General features: G+C 58.2%; 19 protein-coding genes. 9 read left to right on the top strand and 10 right to left on the bottom strand.

The genetic code is table 11. The annotated features are described in order from the left end of the window. Positions 1–43 precede the first annotated feature (43 nt). The 3 genes from CXP40_RS07340 to CXP40_RS07330 all read left to right on the top strand — a co-directional run bounded on the left by CXP40_RS07340 (position 44) and on the right by CXP40_RS07330 (position 2,989). Complete coding sequence (locus CXP40_RS07340; RefSeq protein WP_106733241.1) at positions 44–520, top strand: TRAP transporter small permease; 477 nt, start codon at positions 44–46, stop codon at positions 518–520. Beyond that, positions 510–1,805, top strand: coding sequence for a TRAP transporter large permease (locus CXP40_RS07335; protein WP_106733240.1), 1,296 nt, complete (start codon positions 510–512; stop codon positions 1,803–1,805). Before CXP40_RS07340 ends, CXP40_RS07335 begins: the two co-directional genes overlap by 11 nt. An 83-nt stretch (positions 1,806–1,888) precedes the next feature. Next, positions 1,889–2,989, top strand: a complete 1,101-nt coding sequence (locus tag CXP40_RS07330) for a GGDEF domain-containing protein (RefSeq protein WP_106733239.1) — start codon at positions 1,889–1,891, stop codon at positions 2,987–2,989. A 7-nt stretch (positions 2,990–2,996) separates the two neighbouring features. Here the strand turns inward: CXP40_RS07330 and CXP40_RS07325 are convergent, their stop codons facing one another. Beyond that, entirely contained in the window at positions 2,997–3,365 is a 369-nt protein-coding gene (locus CXP40_RS07325; protein ID WP_106733238.1) for a hypothetical protein, read from the bottom strand. A gap of 196 nt (positions 3,366–3,561) precedes the next feature. Here CXP40_RS07325 and CXP40_RS07320 point away from each other — a divergent pair, with 196 nt between their 5' ends. Further along, the gene (locus tag CXP40_RS07320) at positions 3,562–5,193 is read left to right on the top strand and encodes a hybrid sensor histidine kinase/response regulator (protein WP_106733237.1); all 1,632 of its coding nucleotides are present in this window, start codon (positions 3,562–3,564) and stop codon (positions 5,191–5,193) included. A gap of 3 nt (positions 5,194–5,196) precedes the next feature. Here the strand turns inward: CXP40_RS07320 and CXP40_RS07315 are convergent, their stop codons facing one another. Further along, complete coding sequence (locus tag CXP40_RS07315) at positions 5,197–5,832, bottom strand: response regulator transcription factor (RefSeq protein ID WP_106733236.1); 636 nt, start codon at positions 5,830–5,832, stop codon at positions 5,197–5,199. A 160-nt stretch (positions 5,833–5,992) separates the two neighbouring features. Here CXP40_RS07315 and CXP40_RS07310 point away from each other — a divergent pair, with 160 nt between their 5' ends. Further along, positions 5,993–6,151 (top strand): YqaE/Pmp3 family membrane protein, encoded by a 159-nt coding sequence (locus tag CXP40_RS07310; RefSeq protein ID WP_003084988.1) that lies wholly within the window; start codon positions 5,993–5,995, stop codon positions 6,149–6,151. A 232-nt stretch (positions 6,152–6,383) separates the two neighbouring features. Here CXP40_RS07310 and egtD read toward each other — a convergent pair whose 3' ends face one another. From egtD to CXP40_RS07270, 8 genes are all read right to left on the bottom strand, one after another. Then, positions 6,384–7,346 (bottom strand): L-histidine N(alpha)-methyltransferase, encoded by a 963-nt coding sequence (gene egtD / locus CXP40_RS07305; RefSeq protein WP_106733235.1) that lies wholly within the window; start codon positions 7,344–7,346, stop codon positions 6,384–6,386. A 2-nt stretch (positions 7,347–7,348) separates the two neighbouring features. Then, positions 7,349–8,629, bottom strand: a complete 1,281-nt coding sequence (gene egtB, locus CXP40_RS07300; protein ID WP_106733234.1) for an ergothioneine biosynthesis protein EgtB — start codon at positions 8,627–8,629, stop codon at positions 7,349–7,351. Positions 8,630–8,971: 342 nt separating this feature from the next. Then, positions 8,972–10,210 carry a hypothetical protein gene (locus CXP40_RS07295; RefSeq protein WP_256579262.1) on the bottom strand — a complete coding sequence of 413 codons (1,239 nt, stop codon included), beginning with the start codon at positions 10,208–10,210 and terminating at the stop codon, positions 8,972–8,974. Continuing rightward, positions 10,188–11,228, bottom strand: a complete 1,041-nt coding sequence (locus tag CXP40_RS07290) for a nucleoid-associated protein (RefSeq protein ID WP_106733232.1) — start codon at positions 11,226–11,228, stop codon at positions 10,188–10,190. The genes CXP40_RS07295 and CXP40_RS07290 overlap by 23 nt, the downstream gene beginning before the upstream one ends. A gap of 206 nt (positions 11,229–11,434) precedes the next feature. Beyond that, on the bottom strand, positions 11,435–11,836 hold the full coding sequence (locus CXP40_RS07285) for a lysozyme inhibitor LprI family protein (protein ID WP_177429638.1): 402 nt from the start codon (positions 11,834–11,836) through the stop codon (positions 11,435–11,437). 31 nt (positions 11,837–11,867) lie between these two features. Beyond that, a complete protein-coding gene (locus tag CXP40_RS07280; RefSeq protein WP_106733231.1) occupies positions 11,868–12,638 on the bottom strand; it encodes a nuclease-related domain-containing protein in 771 nt (256 codons plus the stop codon). A gap of 330 nt (positions 12,639–12,968) precedes the next feature. Further along, positions 12,969–14,303 carry a type II toxin-antitoxin system HipA family toxin gene (locus tag CXP40_RS07275; protein WP_106733230.1) on the bottom strand — a complete coding sequence of 445 codons (1,335 nt, stop codon included), beginning with the start codon at positions 14,301–14,303 and terminating at the stop codon, positions 12,969–12,971. Between the two features lie 2 nt (positions 14,304–14,305). Further along, positions 14,306–14,566 (bottom strand): helix-turn-helix transcriptional regulator, encoded by a 261-nt coding sequence (locus CXP40_RS07270; protein ID WP_099525845.1) that lies wholly within the window; start codon positions 14,564–14,566, stop codon positions 14,306–14,308. A 577-nt stretch (positions 14,567–15,143) separates the two neighbouring features. On the opposite strand from CXP40_RS07270, the gene CXP40_RS07265 reads away from it, so the two are divergent. The 4 genes from CXP40_RS07265 (at position 15,144) to CXP40_RS07250 (ending at position 19,325) form a co-directional block, all read left to right on the top strand. Then, positions 15,144–16,490, top strand: coding sequence for a site-specific integrase (locus CXP40_RS07265; RefSeq protein WP_177429637.1), 1,347 nt, complete (start codon positions 15,144–15,146; stop codon positions 16,488–16,490). Positions 16,491–16,696: 206 nt separating this feature from the next. Next, a complete protein-coding gene (locus CXP40_RS07260; protein ID WP_315972146.1) occupies positions 16,697–16,915 on the top strand; it encodes an AlpA family phage regulatory protein in 219 nt (72 codons plus the stop codon). Between the two features lie 253 nt (positions 16,916–17,168). Then, the gene (locus CXP40_RS07255; RefSeq protein WP_256579261.1) at positions 17,169–17,795 is read left to right on the top strand and encodes a hypothetical protein; all 627 of its coding nucleotides are present in this window, start codon (positions 17,169–17,171) and stop codon (positions 17,793–17,795) included. Between the two features lie 159 nt (positions 17,796–17,954). Beyond that, positions 17,955–19,325, top strand: a complete 1,371-nt coding sequence (locus CXP40_RS07250; protein WP_092374357.1) for a transposase — start codon at positions 17,955–17,957, stop codon at positions 19,323–19,325. Positions 19,326–19,388: the final 63 nt, after the last annotated feature.

Here is a 19,388-nt window from a genome sequence, read left to right as displayed (position 1 = left end):
GCACTTGCGCTGAACAACGCCAAGTCGGTCATTCGAGGTTCTTATGAGCAAGCAAGTCGACGCGCCGCTGGAGCGCGTGCTCGCCACACTGGCCCTGGTGATCATCAGCCTGATCAGCCTGGCCAACGTCGTGGTGCGTTATTTCACCGATGCCTCTTTCGCCTTCACCGAGGAAATCTCGGTGTTCCTGCTGGTCATCCTCACCTTCGCCGGTGCTTCGGTGGCCATGCGCAGCAACCGACATATTCGTATCGGCCTGCTCGAGCGCCTGTTCCCGCGCCTGCGCACGCCGTTGATCCTGCTGCAGTGGCTGGCTGGTGCGCTGGTGCTGGGGCTGGTGTGCTGGTACGGCGGTCAATTCGCCTGGGAGGAATTCCAGTGGGATTCCGAGTCGCCAGGTTTGGGCCTGCCCAACTGGTGGTACGTTATCTGGCTACCGATTCTGGCGCTGCTGGTATTCGTGCGCCTGACCCAGGTCACCCTGGATCGTCTGCGCGGGAGAATCAGCGATGAGCCCTGATCTCTGGCTGATCTTCAGCTTCGTCGTACTGCTCGCGCTCGGTGTGCCGGTGGCCTTCGCCCTCGGCCTGTCCGGCGCCATCGGCATCATCGCCGGCCTGTCGCCAGACATGCTCGCGACCCTGGGCACCAACACCTACAACGGCGTCGCCAAGTACCCGCTGATCGCCATTCCGCTGTTCATCCTCACCGGCCTGGTGTTCGAGAAAGCGGGCGTGGCGCTGCGGCTGGTGCGCTTCGCCCAGGCCTTGATCGGGCCGCGTCATGGTGGCCTGGCCATGGTCGCGGTGCTGGTCTGTCTGATCATGGGCGGCATGAGCGGCTCCGGCCCGGCCGATGCCGCCGCCGTGGCCATGGTGATGCTGCCGAGCATGACCAAGGCGGGTTATCCCAAGCCGTTTTCTGCCACGCTGATCGCCGCCTCGGCTTCGACGGCGATCCTGATTCCACCGTCCATCGCGCTGATTCTCTACTCCATCGTGGTGCCAGGCGTCGATCTGCGCGCGCTGTTCGCCGCCGGCCTGTTCCCCGGCATTCTCGCCGGCCTGGTGCTGTTGCTGCCGGCCTGGCTGCTGTCGCGCCGCTATGGTTGGGAGTCCCCGGAGCAGGGCGAGCGCCCGCCGCTGGGTGAGAGCTTCAAGCAGGCGCTGCCGGCGCTGTTCGCTCCGATACTGATCCTCGGCGGCCTGCGCAGCGGCCTGTTCACTCCTACGGAAGCCGCTGTGGTCGGCGTGGCCTATGGCGTGCTGGTCGGCCTGTTCGTCACCCGCGAGCTGGACTGGCGCAGCCTCTGGCGCCTGTGCGGTGAGGCGGGCGTGATCTCCGGCGTGGTCATGCTGATCATCGCCCTGGCCGGCATCTTCGCCTGGGCCGGCACCATGCTTGGCACCTTCCGCCATATGGCCGAATGGCTGATTTCGCTGTCGGATAACGGCTGGGTGTTGCTGGCGCTGGTGATGCTCGCGGTGCTGCTGGCCGGCATGCTGCTCGATGCCATCTCCATCTACCTGATCCTGATGCCTATCCTGATTCCGGTGATGCAGCACTTCGGCTGGAACCCGGTGTGGTTCGGCATCCTGCTGGCGATGAACATCGCCATCGGCCAGTTCACCCCACCGGTGGCGATCAACCTGATGGTCACGGCCGAGGTCGCCAAGATACGCCTGGAACAAACCGTCGGCTGGGCCGCGCTGTTCGTCGTGGTGATGTCCAGTGCCCTGCTGTTGGTGGCGATCTTCCCGGAAATTGCCCTGTGGCTGCCGCGTGTGCTGGGTTATGCGGTGTAAAACAGGCAAGGCCGTCTATAGTTGCCTGATGGTGCGCAGCGGGGGGCTGCGTACCGCTGAGGGCGGCGGCGCTGGGCAATAAAATGGGCGACGGCAACTATAACGATCACAGGGACGTAGGGGCGGGGCACTGCGAAGGGCTGCGCGAATCAGGCAAGCGTGCGCTGATGCGCACCATCCTGCTCGCCACCGGCCTGACCCTGGGCGGCTTTGCCGTGCTGCAGGCCCTCGCCGGCAACTATCCCTTCGCCATCCTCGAAGTGCTGTGCACCGCCTTGCTACTGTTCGGCGCCTGGCGCATCGAACGCGCCCGCCATCTGTACCTGTGGATCTACCTGTACCTGATCCCGACCTTCTGCTTCATCCTCTACATCATCGTCATGCCGGATGCCTCATCAGCGGCATTCGTCTGGCTGTACATGATCCCGCTGCTGGCTTACCTGCTGCTGGGCAAGCAGCGTGCCTTCCTGCTCACCGCGCCGTTCATGCTTGCCGGACTTTTGCTGTACTTCGCCGACAATCACCTGACCCTGGACACCCGCGGCCTGATCGACCTGGGCAACGCCGCCCTGTGCGGCGTGCTGATCCTGGTGTTCGTGCACATCTACGACGGCTTGCGCATGCAGGCCTACGAGGAGCTGGAGCGCCTGGCGCAGACCGACTCACTGACCGGCGTGGCCAGCCGCGGCAGCTTTCAGCACGCGCTGCAACGCAGCATTCAGGAGGCTGAACGCAGTAGCGGGCATCTGGTTCTGGTGCTGCTCGATGTCGACCACTTCAAGCAGGTCAACGACCAATGGGGGCACGAGGCGGGTGATATGGCGCTGCAACACATCTGCCAGATCCTCCAGCAACGCCTGCGCGTGACCGACTTTCTTGGTCGCCTGGGAGGGGAGGAGTTCGGCCTGCTGCTCAGTCACACCGACAACACCGGCGCCGACCCGCTGGTAGATAAGTTGCGCAAGCAGATTGCCGAACAGCCGCTGGACTACGACGGCGAGCAGATCACGCTGTCCGCCACCTTCGGTCTGGCCACCTGGCCCAGAGACGGTCGCAGCGCCGCCGAGCTTTACCGCGCCGCTGACCGCCGCCTATACAGCGGCAAGCAGCGCGGCCGCAATCAACTGGTCAGCACCGACATACCAACCGAGCTGCTACTGGACAAATTCGACGTGCGGCTGTGAGTGCGGGCTAGCGTGCTGCGCTGGCCGGTGCGGCTGGCGCGCAGGGCTGCTGGCCGGCACCGGCCAGGTTTTCGATGTTATTCAGCACGTTGTTGCCCTGGTTGACCTTCTGCGCGTTCTCCGCCACTTCCATGCGTTTCGCATAGGTCGCCGAGTTGCCATTGAAGCTCTGCTGAGTTTCCAGCACGGTATTGGCCATATCCAACAGGCTGCGTCCGGTGGCGATCAGATTGCTGGTGGCGCTCGGCGCGCATGGATCGTTAGCCAACTGAGTGTTCTGCAGCCCCTGGGTTTGCGTGTTCTGCGCCAGGCATCCGCTCAGCGAGGCCAGCACGGCAGCGCTCATGAGGGCTCCCAGGGTTCCTTTGATGTTCATCAGACATTCCCTTCAATGACCGGTCCTCGACCCAGTGCCGAGGCGTTGCCCGGATTTTAGGAAGGGGTGGGACCGTGCGAAATAGTGCGGGTGTACTAGTGTCGCTGTGCCTGCCAACCAGTTCCTTGCGCCGGCTGCAGGCTCCGGCCTAAGGTGCCGGCAGCACAACATGAGCTGTAATCAGCAGGGAAACGTCATGTCCGGGACCGCCACCACCGCTTACGACACCGAACGCGCCCAGGCCGGGGTGCGGCTGATCTTCATGTCGGTCGCGGCCTGCTACATCGTGATCCTCTACCATTTCTCGCTGATCAACCCGGCGCTGGTATGGAAGATCTTCGTCCTGGAGTGCGTCTTCAGCGTTGTCGCCACGCTGATCTGGTTCGATATCAGGCGGCGTCCCGGCAACTATCGTGGGCGCCGGCTGATCACCATGCTCACCGACTATGCCGGTATCACGGTGGTCCTGACATGCGGCGGCACGGCCATGCTGCCGGTCTACGCGATTCTGCTGTGGGTCACCATCGGCTATGGCTTGCGCTACGGTTCCGGCTACTTGCTGCTGGCCACCCTGATGGCGTTGCTGTCGCTGACGCTGGTCGCCAGCCTGTCGGCGTACTGGCAGTCCCAGCCCTACCTGATCGTCACGCTGCTGCTCACCACCCTGATGGCGCCGACCTATATGCATGTCCTGCTCAAGCGCTCGCGCCAGGCGGCCGAGGCCGAGCAGGCCGCCAACCGCGCCAAGTCGCAGTTTCTCGCTCAGGCCAGCCATGACCTGCGGCAACCCATTCATTCCATCAGTCTGTTCACCGCCTGCCTGCGCGACAGCAGCCTGGGCACCGAGCAGCGGCGCCTGGTGGAGAACATCGACAAATCGCTGCACAGCGTCGCACGCCTGTTCCGCACCATTCTCGATATGTACTCGCTCGACAGCGGTAAGGTGGTGCCGCATCTGGAGTCGCTGGAGCTACGCAGCCTGCTGCAGCAGCTCATCCAGCAGAATGCCGAAGCGGCGCGCTGGGCCGGAGTCGAGATGCGCCTGCGCTGCCCGCCGCTGCATGTGCGTGCTGACCCGGTGCTGCTCACCACCATGCTGCAGAACCTGCTGTCCAATGCCCTGAAATATGCACCGGGCAAACCGCTGTTGATCGCCTGCCGGCGTCGTGGCCCGGGCGTCGCCATCGAGGTCTACGACAAGGGGCGCGGCATCGCCGCCGGCCATCTCGACAGCGTGTTCGAGGAGTTCTACCGCGTTCGCCAGCAGCGCGACAGCGACGTCGAGGGAATGGGCCTGGGCCTGGCCATCGTCAGACGCCTGGGCACGCTGATGGACATGCGCGTCAGCATTCGCTCCGTGGAGAAGCGCGGTACGCGGGCGGTCATCGACGGCCTGCAACGCGTCGAGGCGCCGAGCGAGCCGTCCTCCGCCAAACGCAGCACCCTGCAGGCGCCGCGCATGCTCGATGGCTTGCGTGTGTGCCTGATCGAGGATGACCAGAACGTGCTGCTGGCCACCGCCACCTTGCTGCAGAAATGGGGCTGCGAAGTTGCCACCTTCAGCACGCTGCCCGACGCCTCTGCGCATTTCGATCTGGTGGTGACGGATTTCGACCTCGGCACCGAGGCTTCGGGGGCCGACTGCATCCAGCACGTGCGGCGCAGCAGTGGGCGTAAGGTGCCTGCGATCATCATGACCGGGCACGATGTGCGCCGCGTGCAGGAGCAGGTGGGCGACAGCGATATCCCGATCCTGTCGAAACCGGTACAGCCCGCCGAACTGCGTTCGCTGTTGGTGGCCTTGAAACTCAAGCTCAAGGCCGCGTGATGCTCACACCAGCCCGGCTTTGGCACCCTTGGCGGCGGCCGCTGCGCGGGTGCTGACATCCAGCGTGCGCAGCAGCGAGGACACATGGATGCGCACGGTAAAGGGCGAGATCGCCAGCTCGCGGGCGATTTCCTTGTTCGACAGGCCGCGCACCACCAGCAGCAAGACCTCCTGCTGACGCGGCGTCAGCTGCTCCAGCAGATGACGGTCCTCGGCGAAGGCCGGCACGCCGGACGGGCCTAAGGTCAGGACGAACTCGCCGGCGCGCACGGCCAGTAACGCATCGGCGATTTCATCCGGCGGTGTCGCCTTGCCGATGAAGCCGTCCGCCCCTGCGTTCATCACTTCATCGATCAACTCGCGGTTATCGACCATCGACACGATCACGATCGAGCTGCGCGCAAAGGTCTGGCGCAACGCGCTGATGGCCTGCGGTGATTGGCCGGGGAACAGCAGGTCGAGCATGAACAGGCTTGGCGCCGTGCTGGCTTTCGCCAGGCTCAGCACTTCATCCATGTCACCGGCTTCGAGAATGCACGCCATAGGGAAGACGCGCTGGGCGATACGACACAGGCCGTCGCGGAAAACCGGGTGGTCGTCGGCGACGATGATGCGTTCTTGTTGTGATTGTTCAGGCATGTGGGGCGCTTCCATCTTGGCGCCAGACTAAAGTCATATCCCTGGCGACGCCAGCGTCTGGTTCTCAGTATTGCCGCTGACTTGCTCGCCGCGACTGAACTGCCAGGCGCTGCTCAGAGTCTATTCAGGTACCCCGTTATGGAATGTAAAGGAGTACCGCATGGACCTTATCCGTATCCTCATCGCCATCCTGCTGCCGCCGCTGGGCGTATTTCTTCAGGTCGGTTTCGGCGGCGCCTTCTGGCTGAACATCCTGCTCACCTTGCTCGGCTACATCCCCGGCATCGTGCACGCGGTATACATCATCGCCAAACGCTGAGGCCTGTCCCGAGCGCATTCGCCTGCCTATGTCGAACGCGCTTTGCTCCCCTCTCCCGCTTGCGGGGCGACAGCGGAAACAGCGAAGCACTGCTTCGCCCGCTGTCGCGACCTGAGCTCTGCGAAGGGCTGGGGCACAGGGTGGGGGCTGGGGGAGAGGGCAGAAGATCGCGCAGCAAGTTGGTTATCCCGCCCCCGGCGACGGTTCGCCATTTCTCCCTGACGAATCCCTCTCACTCCCGCCGCAAAAAATGCACGCTGAACAGCTGTGCCGGGTCGCGCCACATGGCGACCGAGGCGAAGCCGCATTCACCCGCCAACTCACGAAAGCCACTCGGCGTGTACTTGTAGGAGTTCTCCGTGTGCAGGGTTTCGCCAGCGGCGAAGTCGAACACGCGATCCTCGATGCGCACCCGCTGCGCCTGCCGGCTGACCAGATGCATCTCGATGCGTGACTCGGCTTCGTTGTAAAAGGCCCGGTGCTGAAAGCGGCGCGGGTCGATATCGCTGTCCAGCTCGTTGCGAATGCGCTCGAGCAGGTTGAGGTTGAACAGTGCAGTCACCCCGGCCGCATCGTTGTAGGCGCGCTCCAGCACCTGACGGTCCTTGACCAGATCCACGCCGATCAGCAAGCCACTGCCGGCTGGTAGCGCCCGATGCAGGTTGCGCAAAAAGGCGCGGGCTTCATGCGGATCGAAATTGCCGATGCTGGAACCGGGAAAGAACGCCAAGGGCCGTTGCCCCAGCGCCTCAGCGGGCAGTTTCAGCGGCTGGCTGAAGTCGGCGCACAGCGCGTGCACATCGAGCCAGCGATAGTCGGCGGCCAGACGGCGGGTGCAGATATCCAGAAACTCACGGGAAATATCGATGCCCAGGTAACGCGCCGGGCGCAGTGCTTCGAGCATCAGGCGGATCTTGCGACTGGCGCCGCTGCCCAGCTCCACCAGGCTGGCGTTGCGCCCAGCCAGCTCGGCGATATCGTTGGCTGCCAGGCGCAGGATGGTTTCTTCGGTGTGCGTCGGGTAGTACTCCGGTTGCTGACAGATCAGCTCGAACAGCTGCGAGCCGCGATGATCGTAAAAGAACTTCGGTGACATCGTCTTTGGGCTGGCCGCGAAGCCGCGCAGCGCTTCTTCGCGCAGGCTTTCCTGTTCCGGGCTCAGGGATTGTTCGTGGGTACGGATTGCCAATGCCATGCTCAGAGCTCCTTGGCCAGGCGCAGGCCGGAGAACTGCCAGCGCATGGTGGGGTAGAAGAAGTTGCGATAGGTGGAGCGCACGTGGTCTTCAGGCGTGGCGCAGCTGCCGCCACGCAACACCATCTGCCCGGACATGAACTTGCCGTTGTACTCACCCAGGCTACCGCCCAGAGGCCGAAAGCCGGGGTAGGGCCGGTAGGCGCTGGCGGTCCATTCCCAGACATCGCCGTAGAGTTGCTGCAGGCCATCGCCCGCGCCCGCAGCCACCGGTTGCAGGTGATCGTTCTCGACGAAATTGCCCCATAGTGGTTCGTCCTGCGCGGCCACTTCCCATTCCTCTTCGCGTGGCAAACGCGCATGTGCCCAGGTGGCGAAAGCCTCGGCCTCGAAGTAGCTCAAGTGACAGACCGGCGCATGCAGATCCAGCTCGCGCGGGCCGCCCAGGGTCAGCTCCAGCCAGTCGTCGCCCTCGCGTTGCCAGTACAGCGGCGCCTGCCAGCCAGCGCGCTGGATATGGTCCCAACCGTCCGCCAGCCACAGCGCTGTGCTGCGATAACCGCCATCGCGGATGAACTCTAGGTACTCGCCATTGCTTACCGGTCGGCTGGCCAGCTGAAAGGCCTCGACGAACACCCGATGGCGCGGCCGCTCGCAATCGAAGGCAAAGCCATCGCCGGTGTGGCCGACATGCCGCAGCCCGGCGGGGAACTGAATCCAGCGCAGCTCGCTTGCGTTAGCGCCGCCTGGCTTGAGGTCATGCCGGTAAACCGGTCGCAACGGGTTCTGCGCCAGGATGTGCTTGATATCCATCAGCAGCAGCTCCTGATGCTGCTGCTCGTGCTCCAACCCTAGCTCGACCCGCTGCAGCACCTCGTCGGCAAGTTCACTGCCTGACTGGAGCAACTGCGCCATGGCCATATCGACATGGCTGCGATAGGCGTACACCTCGCTTACCGTCGGCCGCGACAACAACCCGCGCCGCGCGCGCTCGAAGGGCGTGCCGTGGGTCTTGTAGTAGGAGTTGAACAGATGGTCGTAGCGCTCATCCAGCGGGCGATAGCCCGGCAGAAAAGGCTGCAGCACGAAGGCCTCGAAGAACCAGGTGACATGCGCCAGATGCCACTTCGGCGGGCTGACGTCCGCCATGCTCTGGATCACATAATCTTCAGCTTCCAGCGGCTCACAGAGCCGCTCACTGGCAGCACGCACCCGCTGGTAACGCTGCCATAGCTGTTCGAGGTGTGGCGGTGAAACGGCGATCCTGCTGGTGCGGTCTCGCATAACACGCATCCTTTGCTGGCGCCGCGGAGCGCGACGGTACTTAAAGCCGACCGGGCAATAAGGGCAAAGGTTCAGGGAAAAATGAGGCGGTTACATGGCTGCGGGTGGAGGAGGGCTACTTCATACCCCCTTTCTGATGGCAGCAATCAGGTGTGCGCTGACCCGATCATGCACAGTTTTGGGAAAAAGAATTGGCCATCTGGGGCGTATCTCCGTCTGAAGTAATCGTGGTCTGTCCACGATTGTTACTCAGAACGGCGTACCACAAAGAAAATAAATCTGTCCTCTTTTTCCCAGAGTCTCGGCAGGCGTGTCCGAATTTATCACGCCTCTTGTTTGCGGTTAAGTGCTTCTTGGGAGTAGTACCTTGGAAATAACGGTATAAGCTCTGCATGCGATGTAAATAATAAAAAAGAATACCAGTAACATAGCCAGTTCTACCGAGATTTTCTGGCTTGCGGAGTTGTAGTTGAATAGAAGGACGGTTGCCATACAAGCCAAAATCACTATGAGTGCTACGACTTCAAGCAGCACGTATTGATGCTTGTATCTTGACTCTAGAGCCCTGTATTGTGTGTCGAACTGTTCTTTGATCGCGTTGTGTTTTTTCTTGATCAGCTCCCATTCGTTATCAATTTCATTGTATATGGATTGCAGGGTATTGCGTTGATTCATGATTAGTAAGAGCATGAATATGGTGAAGGCCATGGCCCCGGATAAGATCAAGAAATTTTTTAGGGTTATATGATCGGAGGATTCAAACTGGCTCCCTGCTATTATTAATGCAGCGGGCACGGTAAGTAGCTGGTTTTGAATGTCGGAAAATACTTTGTTTATTTTTGTTATGAATTCAAATTTGCTTTTTTCAATTTCTGCTTTTATTTTTTGAAATGAAAACTCAGAGACATACAGCTGGTATCCGGATGATACGCGACGTTTGAATTCTTCAAATTTCTCATTTAGGAGTCCTATGTCCAGAGTGCGGCCTTCGAATTCCTTGGATAGTTCAAGGAGTACGGACTTTATGATTGTTTTCTTTTGTTCGGCATGGATGTCATCGGTTACGTAGCGTTCAATGAATTCCTGCAGGCCCTGGATTGGCTTTATTTTGTCTGCATCATAATTTATATGGAGTTCAATTTTTTCTTTGTGAAAAAAAATAAGCTTTGTTGATGTCGGTTCTGTGCCGTGCTCTGCGAGCTTGCTCAAAGAGTCTACAACTAAAACCGTATCTAGATAGGCTTGGATAGCCGCAGGGCGAGTCGAGTCTGTCGGGCTGTAGAGATAGTCTAAATCCGCAATGTAGAACTCTTCTGGACACTTTTTCCTTCTTGATGGGGCGGTGAGTAGATCAGTCAGTGATTGTGCAAAATATTCGTTGGCCGCAGAGGGGGCGCGGAAAACTATAACCCCAGTCTCTGGGGTTGACGAAATCAGTAGTCCAGCTTGCTCTAGGTCTCCTGTAATTATAGAGAAGCTAGGTTCTGCTGCTGTGCCACTTACTCGCCCGCGCGATACTTCTCTATTGTCGAGAGATCTAAATGATTCTGTTGATATTTCAAGCCTGCTCTTCGGCATCATCTAACTCCCCAAGAGCCTTCTTCATATCCCTGATAAGCTCTGCTGGAGGGCGTTTAATTATGATGGAGTCGGCGTCTGGGTCGTAATAAACGGTTTCAGTGCGCAGGTCGTTCACATCAAAACTCACGCTAATGGAACCAAAGCGACGGCTGACTCGCATGAGCTTCTTGTAAGTTGCAGGGTTTGGAGAAAAGATCTCACTTACTTCGTAATTGTTTTCTCTGACGTATTGCACAAAGCTTTCTGGGTCTTGTTCGTTTATGTGCGCGGAAAGTGCTGTCAGGTTTACGGGAGCTTCTTCTTGTTTTCGCTCATTGCAGAAGTTGTAAAGTCTGTCTCGAGTCAGTTGGCAACGATCCGCATCCCATCCTTGCGCTATGCAGTAATCTTCCATGGCTTTTACAGCGATTTCTGTGTTGTGCTTTGCGTCAGTGTATTCTGTGCAAGATATGGCTGCTCTGAAATATTGAGTGATTTCAGACTCGCCGGCCCTGCGCTTTATAAAAGACAAGTAAGGTTGCTGGTTGTTTTGCCATTTTTCGATATCAACGCGTGCGGCTTCATGTAGGTGGCTGATATCGAACGAGAGGGAGTTATTAAGATCAAGGGTTTCCTCATCAATGCCTACGCCCTCCTTGAGCTTAAGCATTGCAATTAAAAGCCAGTCTCGCCCTTGGTTCGTATATCGGACAAATAGAGGCCAACTCGTAGTGGCCATGAACTGGTCTTTCATTCGGTCGGCAATTAGGTCACAAGATGTATTGCTGAATGCAATAATGTCAGAGTCTGCGTTGGAATAGTCTTGCATAATGTTTGGGAATGGATGAGCGGCGCCCTGTCCAAAAGTCCCATAACCGTTGCTCAGCTTTGTGTAGAGAGCCAGAACATCTGTACACAACGTGTTGAGTCGATCATCTAGTGGCAAAACAACAGGCCGGCGGCGCATGGTGATAGAGTCCGCACCGTTTGTTTCTTTAGCTTTCAAAACCCCGTGAATGATCGACTCTCTGATTTCCATCGCTAAAAACTCCCTGCTAAATTCCGTGATTCTGATGCGCTTGGCGACCTACGGCTGTCTTATTTGGAGGCAAAGCCTACGATCTAGGCCTCCTACAGGCAAGCAAAACGCCACCACATCCGCGGCCGTTCGTAAGTCTCTAAGTCTCAGCGAAAAGGGGACAAGCGAAAAGGGGACAGATTTATTTTCGATTATCTGCTGTCTAGTCACAGGCTCGACTCGCCCAATCTTGCAAGGTCATCGGCACGTTTTTTGGTCATATCCAGAAAGCACGAGGCGCTGTTGACGCTGTCGATGGTGCCTCCAGTCAAGCTACCGAGCAGGGCACAATCAGCATCACGGAATTTGATCCATAGCCGCTGTGCGTCGCGTAGTTGTGCTTGCTGTGCGGGTGTTAGCGCTTGCATGGCGGCTTTGTAGTTTTGGTTCAGGCGGGCGTCTTGCTGTTCCGTCTCGCTGCCCATGCAATTGAGCATATTTACCGTCACGCCGCCGGACTCATCCATGCAGGCGCTGTAGGTGGTGCTGTAGCCATCTTCTACTGCGTGCGCGCCCGCGCTGAGCGCGGTGACGGCAATCGCCAGCAGCCAGTTTTTGCTTGATTGCATGATGAGCGTCCTGCGTATGAATGGATGGCTGTTAAAAGCTTTGCATAGTTCGGCACTTGGGAAACCCCGAACACCCCCAAAACTGTTGTCCCGCCTTCGGCCCTGTCTTCACCGTGCGGATCAGCAGCGCATTACCGCATTTCGGGCATTGCCGTTCGGCTGTCGGATCACTCCGGCGCTTGAGGTTCTGTACATGCTCGCGATGGGTGGCGAGGGTCGGCGCGCGGCGGCCGGTTCGCAGTGCGTGCAGCATGGCGCCGACTTCAGCCTCGTTGAAGACCACCTGCTGGAATGACTTTATATAGCGGATAAAGCCGATGCCCTGGGTCACGTTGGCCGGCACTTCGGTCTTGAAGGTGCTGCCGCCGACAAAGGTGATGACCGAGTGCAGGTGCTCGGGGCTGACGCCAAGGGTGGCTTCCAGTGCTTTGAGGTGTTTGTAGTTCTGCCGCAGCGGGTTCTGGAACTTGAAGGTGCGTTTGTAGAGCTTCTGCGTCCACTGCGCCTGCTTCTCGCTGCCGAAGATCCAGCCGCTCATGTTCTTCGTTTCCAGCACGAATATGCCGTAGGGCGAGAGGAAAACGTGGTCGATCTGCGTGGTGCCGTCTGGTGTGTTCAGGGTGACGTTATGCAGGCGGCGGTAGGTCTGCTGGTCCAGCTGCCAATGGGCGAACAGGCGCACCAGCAGTTCACCGATCTGTCCCTTGGCCCAGGGCGATTTGAGCAGGCCGATCAGCAGGGCCGCTGGGATCAGCCAGAACAGGCTGTCTATAAGCGGGCGAAGAATAAGGCCGACGTCCATATTTTCTTCCGTGAGCAAAGCCGCTTGAGTGGCGCTCTTTGTACGAGCGAGCAGGCGTGCCGAAATCCAGATGCCTGGCACTGGTCTGGATAATGGCTAATTGCTTTCAATCGCTCAAGGGGGATCGCGACCATTGTCCTATGGCCGCTAGGCGGTTACGCCAGGTTTGGGGGCATTGCCCAGGGCTGAGTGCGGCCCACAAGGGAGTTGCCCTTTTTGTTCATGAGCCGATTAGCGCACCTATTCGGCTCATTTGGTGAGCCGAATAAGGGCTATCTGGCTCACCGTGTTCTCACCTGACGTTCGTTGGGCTGCCGTGTCGCTTGCTGGTCAGCGCTTCTTCGCCAGCAATTCGGAGCGGCCAATCACTTCTCTGCTGCGCTCAGGTTTGCGCGGGCCGGAGAAGCCGGCGTCTTCGATGGCGCTATCCAGGCCACGAAAGTGTGCGGCGGCTTTGGGGCTGCGGACTGTTTCCATGCCTTCGTTCCAGGCATGCACCATATGCTTGGCTACGTCGCGCCAGGCGGGCTCGTTCTTCGCGGCTTCGATCACTTCGTTGCCGACCTCTATGGCGGACTCGCAGAGTTGCTCGAGCATGGCTGCGTATTTGCTCGGGGCAATGCCCAGTACGGCCTTGAAGAAAGTTTCCAGGGATCGACCCGGTGTCCAGGTTTGCCTGCCTCCAACGGACAGGCCTGGCGGGTTGCTGGCAAAGCGCGGGTAGGCCTGAGTGGTCACCAGGTCATAGACCGGCGTGAAGCCCACGTCAGATAGGGAGGAGTAGAACAGCGCGATGTTCTTCGCGTGGCAGTCGGCATTGCGTACCACGTAGTTGGTGAGCAGATGCCAGCCCAGGTGCTCGCGCTGCGCTTGCAGGCGGTCAGCGGGGATGTAGGCGCGTGTGGCATTCCAAACCCGCTCGGTGGTGGGAGCGTACTTTTCATGGGGCGGTAAACCCAGCAGCCCGCAGGCATCCTCAACGCCATAGCGGGGGATGCCGTGTTCGTCCACGTCGAAGCGATCCACTACCAGGACCTTGCCGTCGTCAGACATGCGGCAGGCAGCGACCGGCACGACGTTCAGTCGCTCCAGTACGCGCATGGTGTAGAACTCGTTGAAGCCCAGAAAAGGGGTGGTTTCGTCAGAGCCCTTGATGATGTGAAAGCCGGTGCGCAGGGTCGGCTTGCCCAGCGGCTCACGAGGGTCGATGGCGTCAGTGGCAATGAATTTTGGCACGACCCCCGATACGGCGACCCGAGCGTATTGCCGCACCAGTGCGGCGAACCGTTCGCTGGTGTTTTCCGCTTTGAGCAGGTGTTCTATCTCCAGCGGCGCCATTTCGACGCCGGGCTCAACACCCTCTGGCGTGACCGAGACTCTGCCGATGCCGGTGCCGCCCACCACGCCCAGCAGGGACAGGTCGGTACCATCGAGCAGCGGGCCAAATTCTTCGCGGATAACGCCCAGCAGATACCCCTCGGGCAGGTTCTGCCGGAAGAACGGGAAGAGGTCGCGCGGCCAGCGCCAAGCTTCTTCCCGTACCGGCATCGTCAGGCTGACAAAGTCTTCCGCTGCTGTGCCCGGCAGGTACTTCAGCACATATTCATCGCGCTCCCGATAGAGCTTGGCCACCCGCCGTGAGCTGACGTGGACGTCGAGGATCATGCTCAAGCACTCCCTGAGCGTTGCTCGTCGAGGATGTCTTCGACCGTGCGTTGGTGTCCGGCCTTGACCAGCTTCAGGTCGTAACCTGCCGCTTCCAATAGCCGAACCAGCGCCGAGACACTCATATCGCCTTTGGCCAGGGTTTCCATACGGGCTACGGTGGTGCGCGAGACGCCAGCACGACTGGCCAGCGCTTCCTGGCTCAGTTTTGCGTCACCGCGCGCCTGTTTCAGCATTTCGGAAACGTCGTGGAGAGAGGTCATTTGTAGCCCCTGGGCATCAAAAATACAGGTAATGCAGAAAAATGTAGCTCGTGGGCTACAGCTATACAAGCAGCCTGATTCATTTTTGTGTCTTTTGGGCTACAAGATACGCCTACTAATCGTTTTTTGTGGCTCTTGGGCTACATGTTGGGATGTAGGCAATAGCTTCGCAGCTTTCCCGGGGGCTGGGTGGCTGCCGGCGCATTACATATGAGATGTGCAGAAACACAAAAGCCGCGCAATGCACGGCTTTGAAGGTGGTGGGCCCACACGGACTCGAACCGTGGACCAAAGGATTATGAGACAGTAAAAAGCACGTTTCTGGTCGTTTCCCAGCGTCTCCCGAAAAAAGCCGATTTAGCGCGTTATCCTGAAATCAAGGGGTTAGGTGTTTCCCCTTGGTTCTGGGTATGGCCGGTCATGCCCTAAGAAACGGTACGCAAAACGGTACGCAAAAATGGCAGAGGCATCGGGCAAGGCGAGTAGTAGGAAATTTCTGACAGATGTGGAGCTGAAGGCGCTTAAGCCTGGTCAGACTGCCACCGATTCACTGCCAGGCCGAGGTAGTGGATCAATCTTGTTCGATTGCCGTGCCTCTGGGGCTGTCGAGGCCTACTACCGCCGCCGTGATGAAGGAGGTCAGCAGAAGATTAAGCTGGGTGTCTTCAAGAAAACACCGAAAAGCCCCGGCCTCTCACTTACTGAACTTCGCGAGCAAGCGGTACGTTATGCAAAGATCGCGGCAGAGCATGGTGACATCAAGGCTTACCTAGCCAGATGTGCTGCCGAGGAAGAGGTCGAGCAAGCCGAACGCCAGCGCCAGCTGCATGAGCAGCAGCGACTTGCTGCAATAGAGGCTTCAAAAGGCACTTTGTCCGAATTGTTCCGGGATTACATCGAAGACCGTCGCCGTGATGGTGTTTCAGCTGCGCAGATCAAGGATTTCGAGCGTGTGCTGTCTAAGGATCTGGAAGGCGAGAAAGTTGTAGCCGTGAGCAAGGAAGGCCTAGAGGAACGGCTCGACATCATGAATATGAAGGCCAAGGATGTCAGGCCTGAGCATGTGAATCTTCTGCTGAAACCAATCTGGGACAGGGGAGCTAGGCGTCAGGCAGGCAAGGTTCGTTCGTTTCTCGTTGCTGCTTTCAATTTTGGTCTAAAAGCGGAGCATCATATCGACCGAAGTAGTACTAAAAGCTACGGGCTTCAGATGAATCCTGCGGATCCAGTGACTGTCCCGAACACGTCAAAACCTGGCGAGCGCGCCCTCACTGATAAGGAACTTAAGCAATTTTGGTACACCATCACCAAGGTCGATTCGGTTGGTGCGATTATGGCGCGTGTCTTTCACTTTGCTTTTGCTACTGCAGGGCAGCGTCCCCTCCAGTTCATTCGTGAGCCCTGGACCAGCTACAACCTTCAAAAGAAGTACTTGAAGATCATCGATAGCAAAGGGCGTGGCAGTAAAAAACGTGCTCACTTCGTTCCCTTAAGCCGCAGGGCCTTGCAGGTACTCGAACAGGTTCGTGCCCTGCAGCCTCCAGGAGCCGTATACCCTTGGAGTGTTGGTGGACAAAAGCCAATTCACGCGTCCAGTTTGTCTCATGCTGTGAGCGAGTGGCTCGCTACTGACTACGCCAAAATGAACGGCCAGTCCATCCCAAAATTTAGCCCACGTGATATTCGGCGCACATGCACGCAGTTCATGCAGCGTAACGGCATCAAGGATTTCGATAGTGACGCGTTGCAGTCACACGGACAAACAGGTGTTGTCGTTACGCACTATCGCAATAACCCTGAAGCGAAATTGCCTCAGATACGCCCGACCATGGAGGCTTTCGATGCCGCGCTTAGCCGCCTGCTCGATAGTCCTGATGAGGATGAGCATCAGGCTGAGCAGCTGGATTTGTTCGAGAACGGATAAGTTTCAGGGAAGTCAAGTATTTTGTTGTGCGGCCTAGATTGCTGTGTAAATATACAGGCGTGAGGTTATCCGGAGCCTCTAGGTTTGCTGCTGTGACGTTGTCTACTTGATGCGCAGTGGAATTGGAAAAGTAGAACTAATGCCTGGAAGGCATGATCCGGCAGAGCAGTCAGCTATGAGGAACGCATTACCACCGCAGTGCCCACATGAATCCAGCAGCCTCTCTTTCTGGGAGGTGGGTTATGTCTGAGATGATCCTTCTGGACTTCAATGCGGTTAGCCGCAAAGTCGGATTGAGTCGTAAAACTATCTACTGCCGTATCCGAGAGGGTGACTTCCCGAAACAGGTGAAGATAGGCCGAGCAAGCCGCTGGCTTCAGCACGAAGTCGACGACTGGATAGCCAGTGCAGCTGCAGCGAGATAGTAAAGAGGCCGGTCATATGACCGGCATTTTTTTGCTTGAAAGGATCATAGGACTTTTGATCCTATGATCCTTTCTGCAGTACTGGTCTGATAGATATTGTGTCGACCGCTTGAGCCAGAATCAGTAACAAAGGCTGGGTACTACCAGTATCGTTCTGCATAGATCTAGCGCATGCCTATTCAGGCGTTGCCTGATTTGAGCGCTGGGTATCAAGGAGTATCAAGTGTTTCGTAGACCCATTCACGATGAGGTTATGGGCCTGGCCTCGCGCCTTGCGCAGCAATGCCATCCGCAAGTGGCGCAGCAGCATGCAGAAGAGCTGGCTCGGTATGCGCGGCTGACGTCGGCCTGCACCGCCCTGGAGTCTTTTAGCGGGTGCCGCCCCAGAATGGATGACGATGCTTTTGATGTGCTTGCCAGGCGCCGCTCGCAGGTGGCGGACTTTATCGCCCATGCGAATTTACATGCCTATGAGCAGGAAGCGCCTGAAGGGCTTTACTTAGCTATTCCGTTCTTTTCACGGTGCTCGGATAAGCAGCCGGTTTGGTTGCTGAATCGCACCGCTCAGTCTGTCACTTACCTGCGTAGGCAGTTGTATGCATACGCCAGCACGGACGAAGGTATTGATGAATACCAAACCGCTGGCAATGCCTTTGCTGATGGTATTGCCGCTTCTTCGGTGATCGAGCCAGGAGGCAGGCTCCAGATTGACGACTACTCCATGAGTTTTGATGGCGATTTCGTCAGTAATCGTCGAGTTATTCTGCTGATTGATGGCGCACGCAGTGAGTGGTTTACGAGTATCTCGAAGCTGGGTGGTTACCTTTGGGATGAAGCGCTGCATGGGTTGCATGCGTTGAAGAAGGTGAAGGACCTCTGAGTGTGTTGGAACTGCGGACTATAGGATTTTCAGTCCTAAGGTCCGGGCACTTGGTGCGAAACGATGATCGGCTGCAATCGGCCGACTCTGTTGAAAAAGTAGCTGTCACCCCATGCCGTTGGCAAAATTGCTCTGTCAGCGAGCGTGGGGGCAAACAGCATGATGGGACAGTTACCGGGAGGACAGCATCGCCTGTTCTACTCGTTCAACCTGGAAGATCACGTCCCAGCCCAGCATCTCCTGCGTAGCATCGATCAGTGCCTGGATCTCAGTGATCTGCGCGCCTACCTGGCGGATTTCTATAGCCCCATCGGGCGACCCTCGATTGACCCGGAATTAATGGTGCGCATGCTGGTCGTTGGCTACTGCTATGGCATCCGTTCCGAGCGGCGATTGTGCGAAGAGGTGCACCTGAACTTGGCCTATCGCTGGTTCTGCCGGTTGGGTCTGGAAGACGAAGTACCCAATCACTCCACCTTCTCAAAGAATCGCCATGGACGTTTCCGCGACAGCGATCTGTTCCGCTGGTTGTTCAATGAAGTGCTGCGCCGCTGCATGGCGACCGGACTGGTCAAAGGCGAAGGCTTCGCTGTGGACGCCAGCATCATCAAGGCCGACGCTAGCCGCCAACGTGGCGTGGCGGGTGATGAGGTCGATTGGAACGATCCAAAGCTCAGCAGCCGCGCAGTGCGCGAGTACCTCGAAGCCCTTGATGAAGAGGCGCTGGCAGAAACTCTTCCCAAGAAAATTTCGCTCACCGATCCTCTGTCCCGTTGGACAGCAGCGCCAGGTGGGCCGGCCTTTTTTGCCTACTCCACGAATTACCTGATCGACACTGAGCACGGTGTGATCATGGACGTGGAAGCTACCCCGGCGCACCGTACCGCCGAAGTCGATTCGACCAGGACGATGGTCGAACGTGTCGAAGCGCAGTTCGATCTCACACCGGAACGCCTTATCGGCGATACCGCTTATGGCACCGCCCCGATGCTGGCCTGGATGGTCGAAGAAAAGGACATCGAGCCGCATGTGCCGGTGTGGGACAAGACCGAGCGCAAGGACGACAGCCTCTCCAGTAACGACTTTCACTGGAATCAGGAAGCCAATGAATACCGCTGCCCAGCCGGTAAACCACTACGCAGTGAATGGCGCGCCTTCACCCATAAAAGATCGCGGGTGACCAAGGCCAACACCATCATTTATCGCTCCAGCCAAACCGACTGCGCCACCTGCCCGTTGAAAGCGAAATGCTGTCCCAACACGCCAAGTCGGAAGATCGTCCGCAGCATCCATGAGGCTGCCCGCGACGTGGCTCGACGCATCGCCAAGACACCGGAGTACCTCGTCTCTCGCTGCGAACGAAAGAAGGTGGAGATGCTTTTCGCCCACCTCAAACGGATCATGAAACTCGACCGTTTACGACTGCGTGGCCTGACAGGTGCCACTGACGAATTCACTTTGGCGGCGACGGTGCAGAACCTGCGACGCATGGCCAAGCTTTTGCCTCAAGGGCCACCATTAACGGGATAGGTACGCCTGCTGCAAGCAGAAACCCTCAAATTACCCCCCAAACCTGAGCAAGGACGCTCAGCG

The sequence above is a fragment of the Pseudomonas sp. YY-1 genome, assembly GCF_002843095.1.
GTDB lineage: Bacteria > Pseudomonadota > Gammaproteobacteria > Pseudomonadales > Pseudomonadaceae > Aquipseudomonas > Aquipseudomonas sediminis_A.
The sequence above is the reverse complement of the archived record's forward strand: the minus strand, read 5'-3'. Positions and strand labels throughout refer to the sequence as shown.

Excerpts from the sequence above, each read along its gene's own strand:
- CXP40_RS07340 (WP_106733241.1), top strand. The coding sequence starts at position 44 with ATGAGCAAGCAAGTCGACGCGCCGCTGGAGCGCGTGCTCGCCACACTG.
- CXP40_RS07335 (WP_106733240.1), top strand. The coding sequence starts at position 510 with ATGAGCCCTGATCTCTGGCTGATCTTCAGCTTCGTCGTACTGCTCGCG.
- CXP40_RS07330 (WP_106733239.1), top strand. The coding sequence starts at position 1,889 with ATGGGCGACGGCAACTATAACGATCACAGGGACGTAGGGGCGGGGCAC.
- CXP40_RS07325 (WP_106733238.1), bottom strand. The coding sequence starts at position 3,365 with ATGAACATCAAAGGAACCCTGGGAGCCCTCATGAGCGCTGCCGTGCTG.
- CXP40_RS07320 (WP_106733237.1), top strand. The coding sequence starts at position 3,562 with ATGTCCGGGACCGCCACCACCGCTTACGACACCGAACGCGCCCAGGCC.
- CXP40_RS07315 (WP_106733236.1), bottom strand. The coding sequence starts at position 5,832 with ATGCCTGAACAATCACAACAAGAACGCATCATCGTCGCCGACGACCAC.
- CXP40_RS07310 (WP_003084988.1), top strand. The coding sequence starts at position 5,993 with ATGGACCTTATCCGTATCCTCATCGCCATCCTGCTGCCGCCGCTGGGC.
- egtD (WP_106733235.1), bottom strand. The coding sequence starts at position 7,346 with ATGGCATTGGCAATCCGTACCCACGAACAATCCCTGAGCCCGGAACAG.
- egtB (WP_106733234.1), bottom strand. The coding sequence starts at position 8,629 with ATGCGAGACCGCACCAGCAGGATCGCCGTTTCACCGCCACACCTCGAA.
- CXP40_RS07295 (WP_256579262.1), bottom strand. The coding sequence starts at position 10,210 with ATGATGCCGAAGAGCAGGCTTGAAATATCAACAGAATCATTTAGATCT.
- CXP40_RS07290 (WP_106733232.1), bottom strand. The coding sequence starts at position 11,228 with ATGGAAATCAGAGAGTCGATCATTCACGGGGTTTTGAAAGCTAAAGAA.
- CXP40_RS07285 (WP_177429638.1), bottom strand. The coding sequence starts at position 11,836 with ATGCAATCAAGCAAAAACTGGCTGCTGGCGATTGCCGTCACCGCGCTC.
- CXP40_RS07280 (WP_106733231.1), bottom strand. The coding sequence starts at position 12,638 with ATGGACGTCGGCCTTATTCTTCGCCCGCTTATAGACAGCCTGTTCTGG.
- CXP40_RS07275 (WP_106733230.1), bottom strand. The coding sequence starts at position 14,303 with ATGATCCTCGACGTCCACGTCAGCTCACGGCGGGTGGCCAAGCTCTAT.
- CXP40_RS07270 (WP_099525845.1), bottom strand. The coding sequence starts at position 14,566 with ATGACCTCTCTCCACGACGTTTCCGAAATGCTGAAACAGGCGCGCGGT.
- CXP40_RS07260 (WP_315972146.1), top strand. The coding sequence starts at position 16,697 with ATGAATCCAGCAGCCTCTCTTTCTGGGAGGTGGGTTATGTCTGAGATG.
- CXP40_RS07255 (WP_256579261.1), top strand. The coding sequence starts at position 17,169 with ATGGGCCTGGCCTCGCGCCTTGCGCAGCAATGCCATCCGCAAGTGGCG.
- CXP40_RS07250 (WP_092374357.1), top strand. The coding sequence starts at position 17,955 with ATGATGGGACAGTTACCGGGAGGACAGCATCGCCTGTTCTACTCGTTC.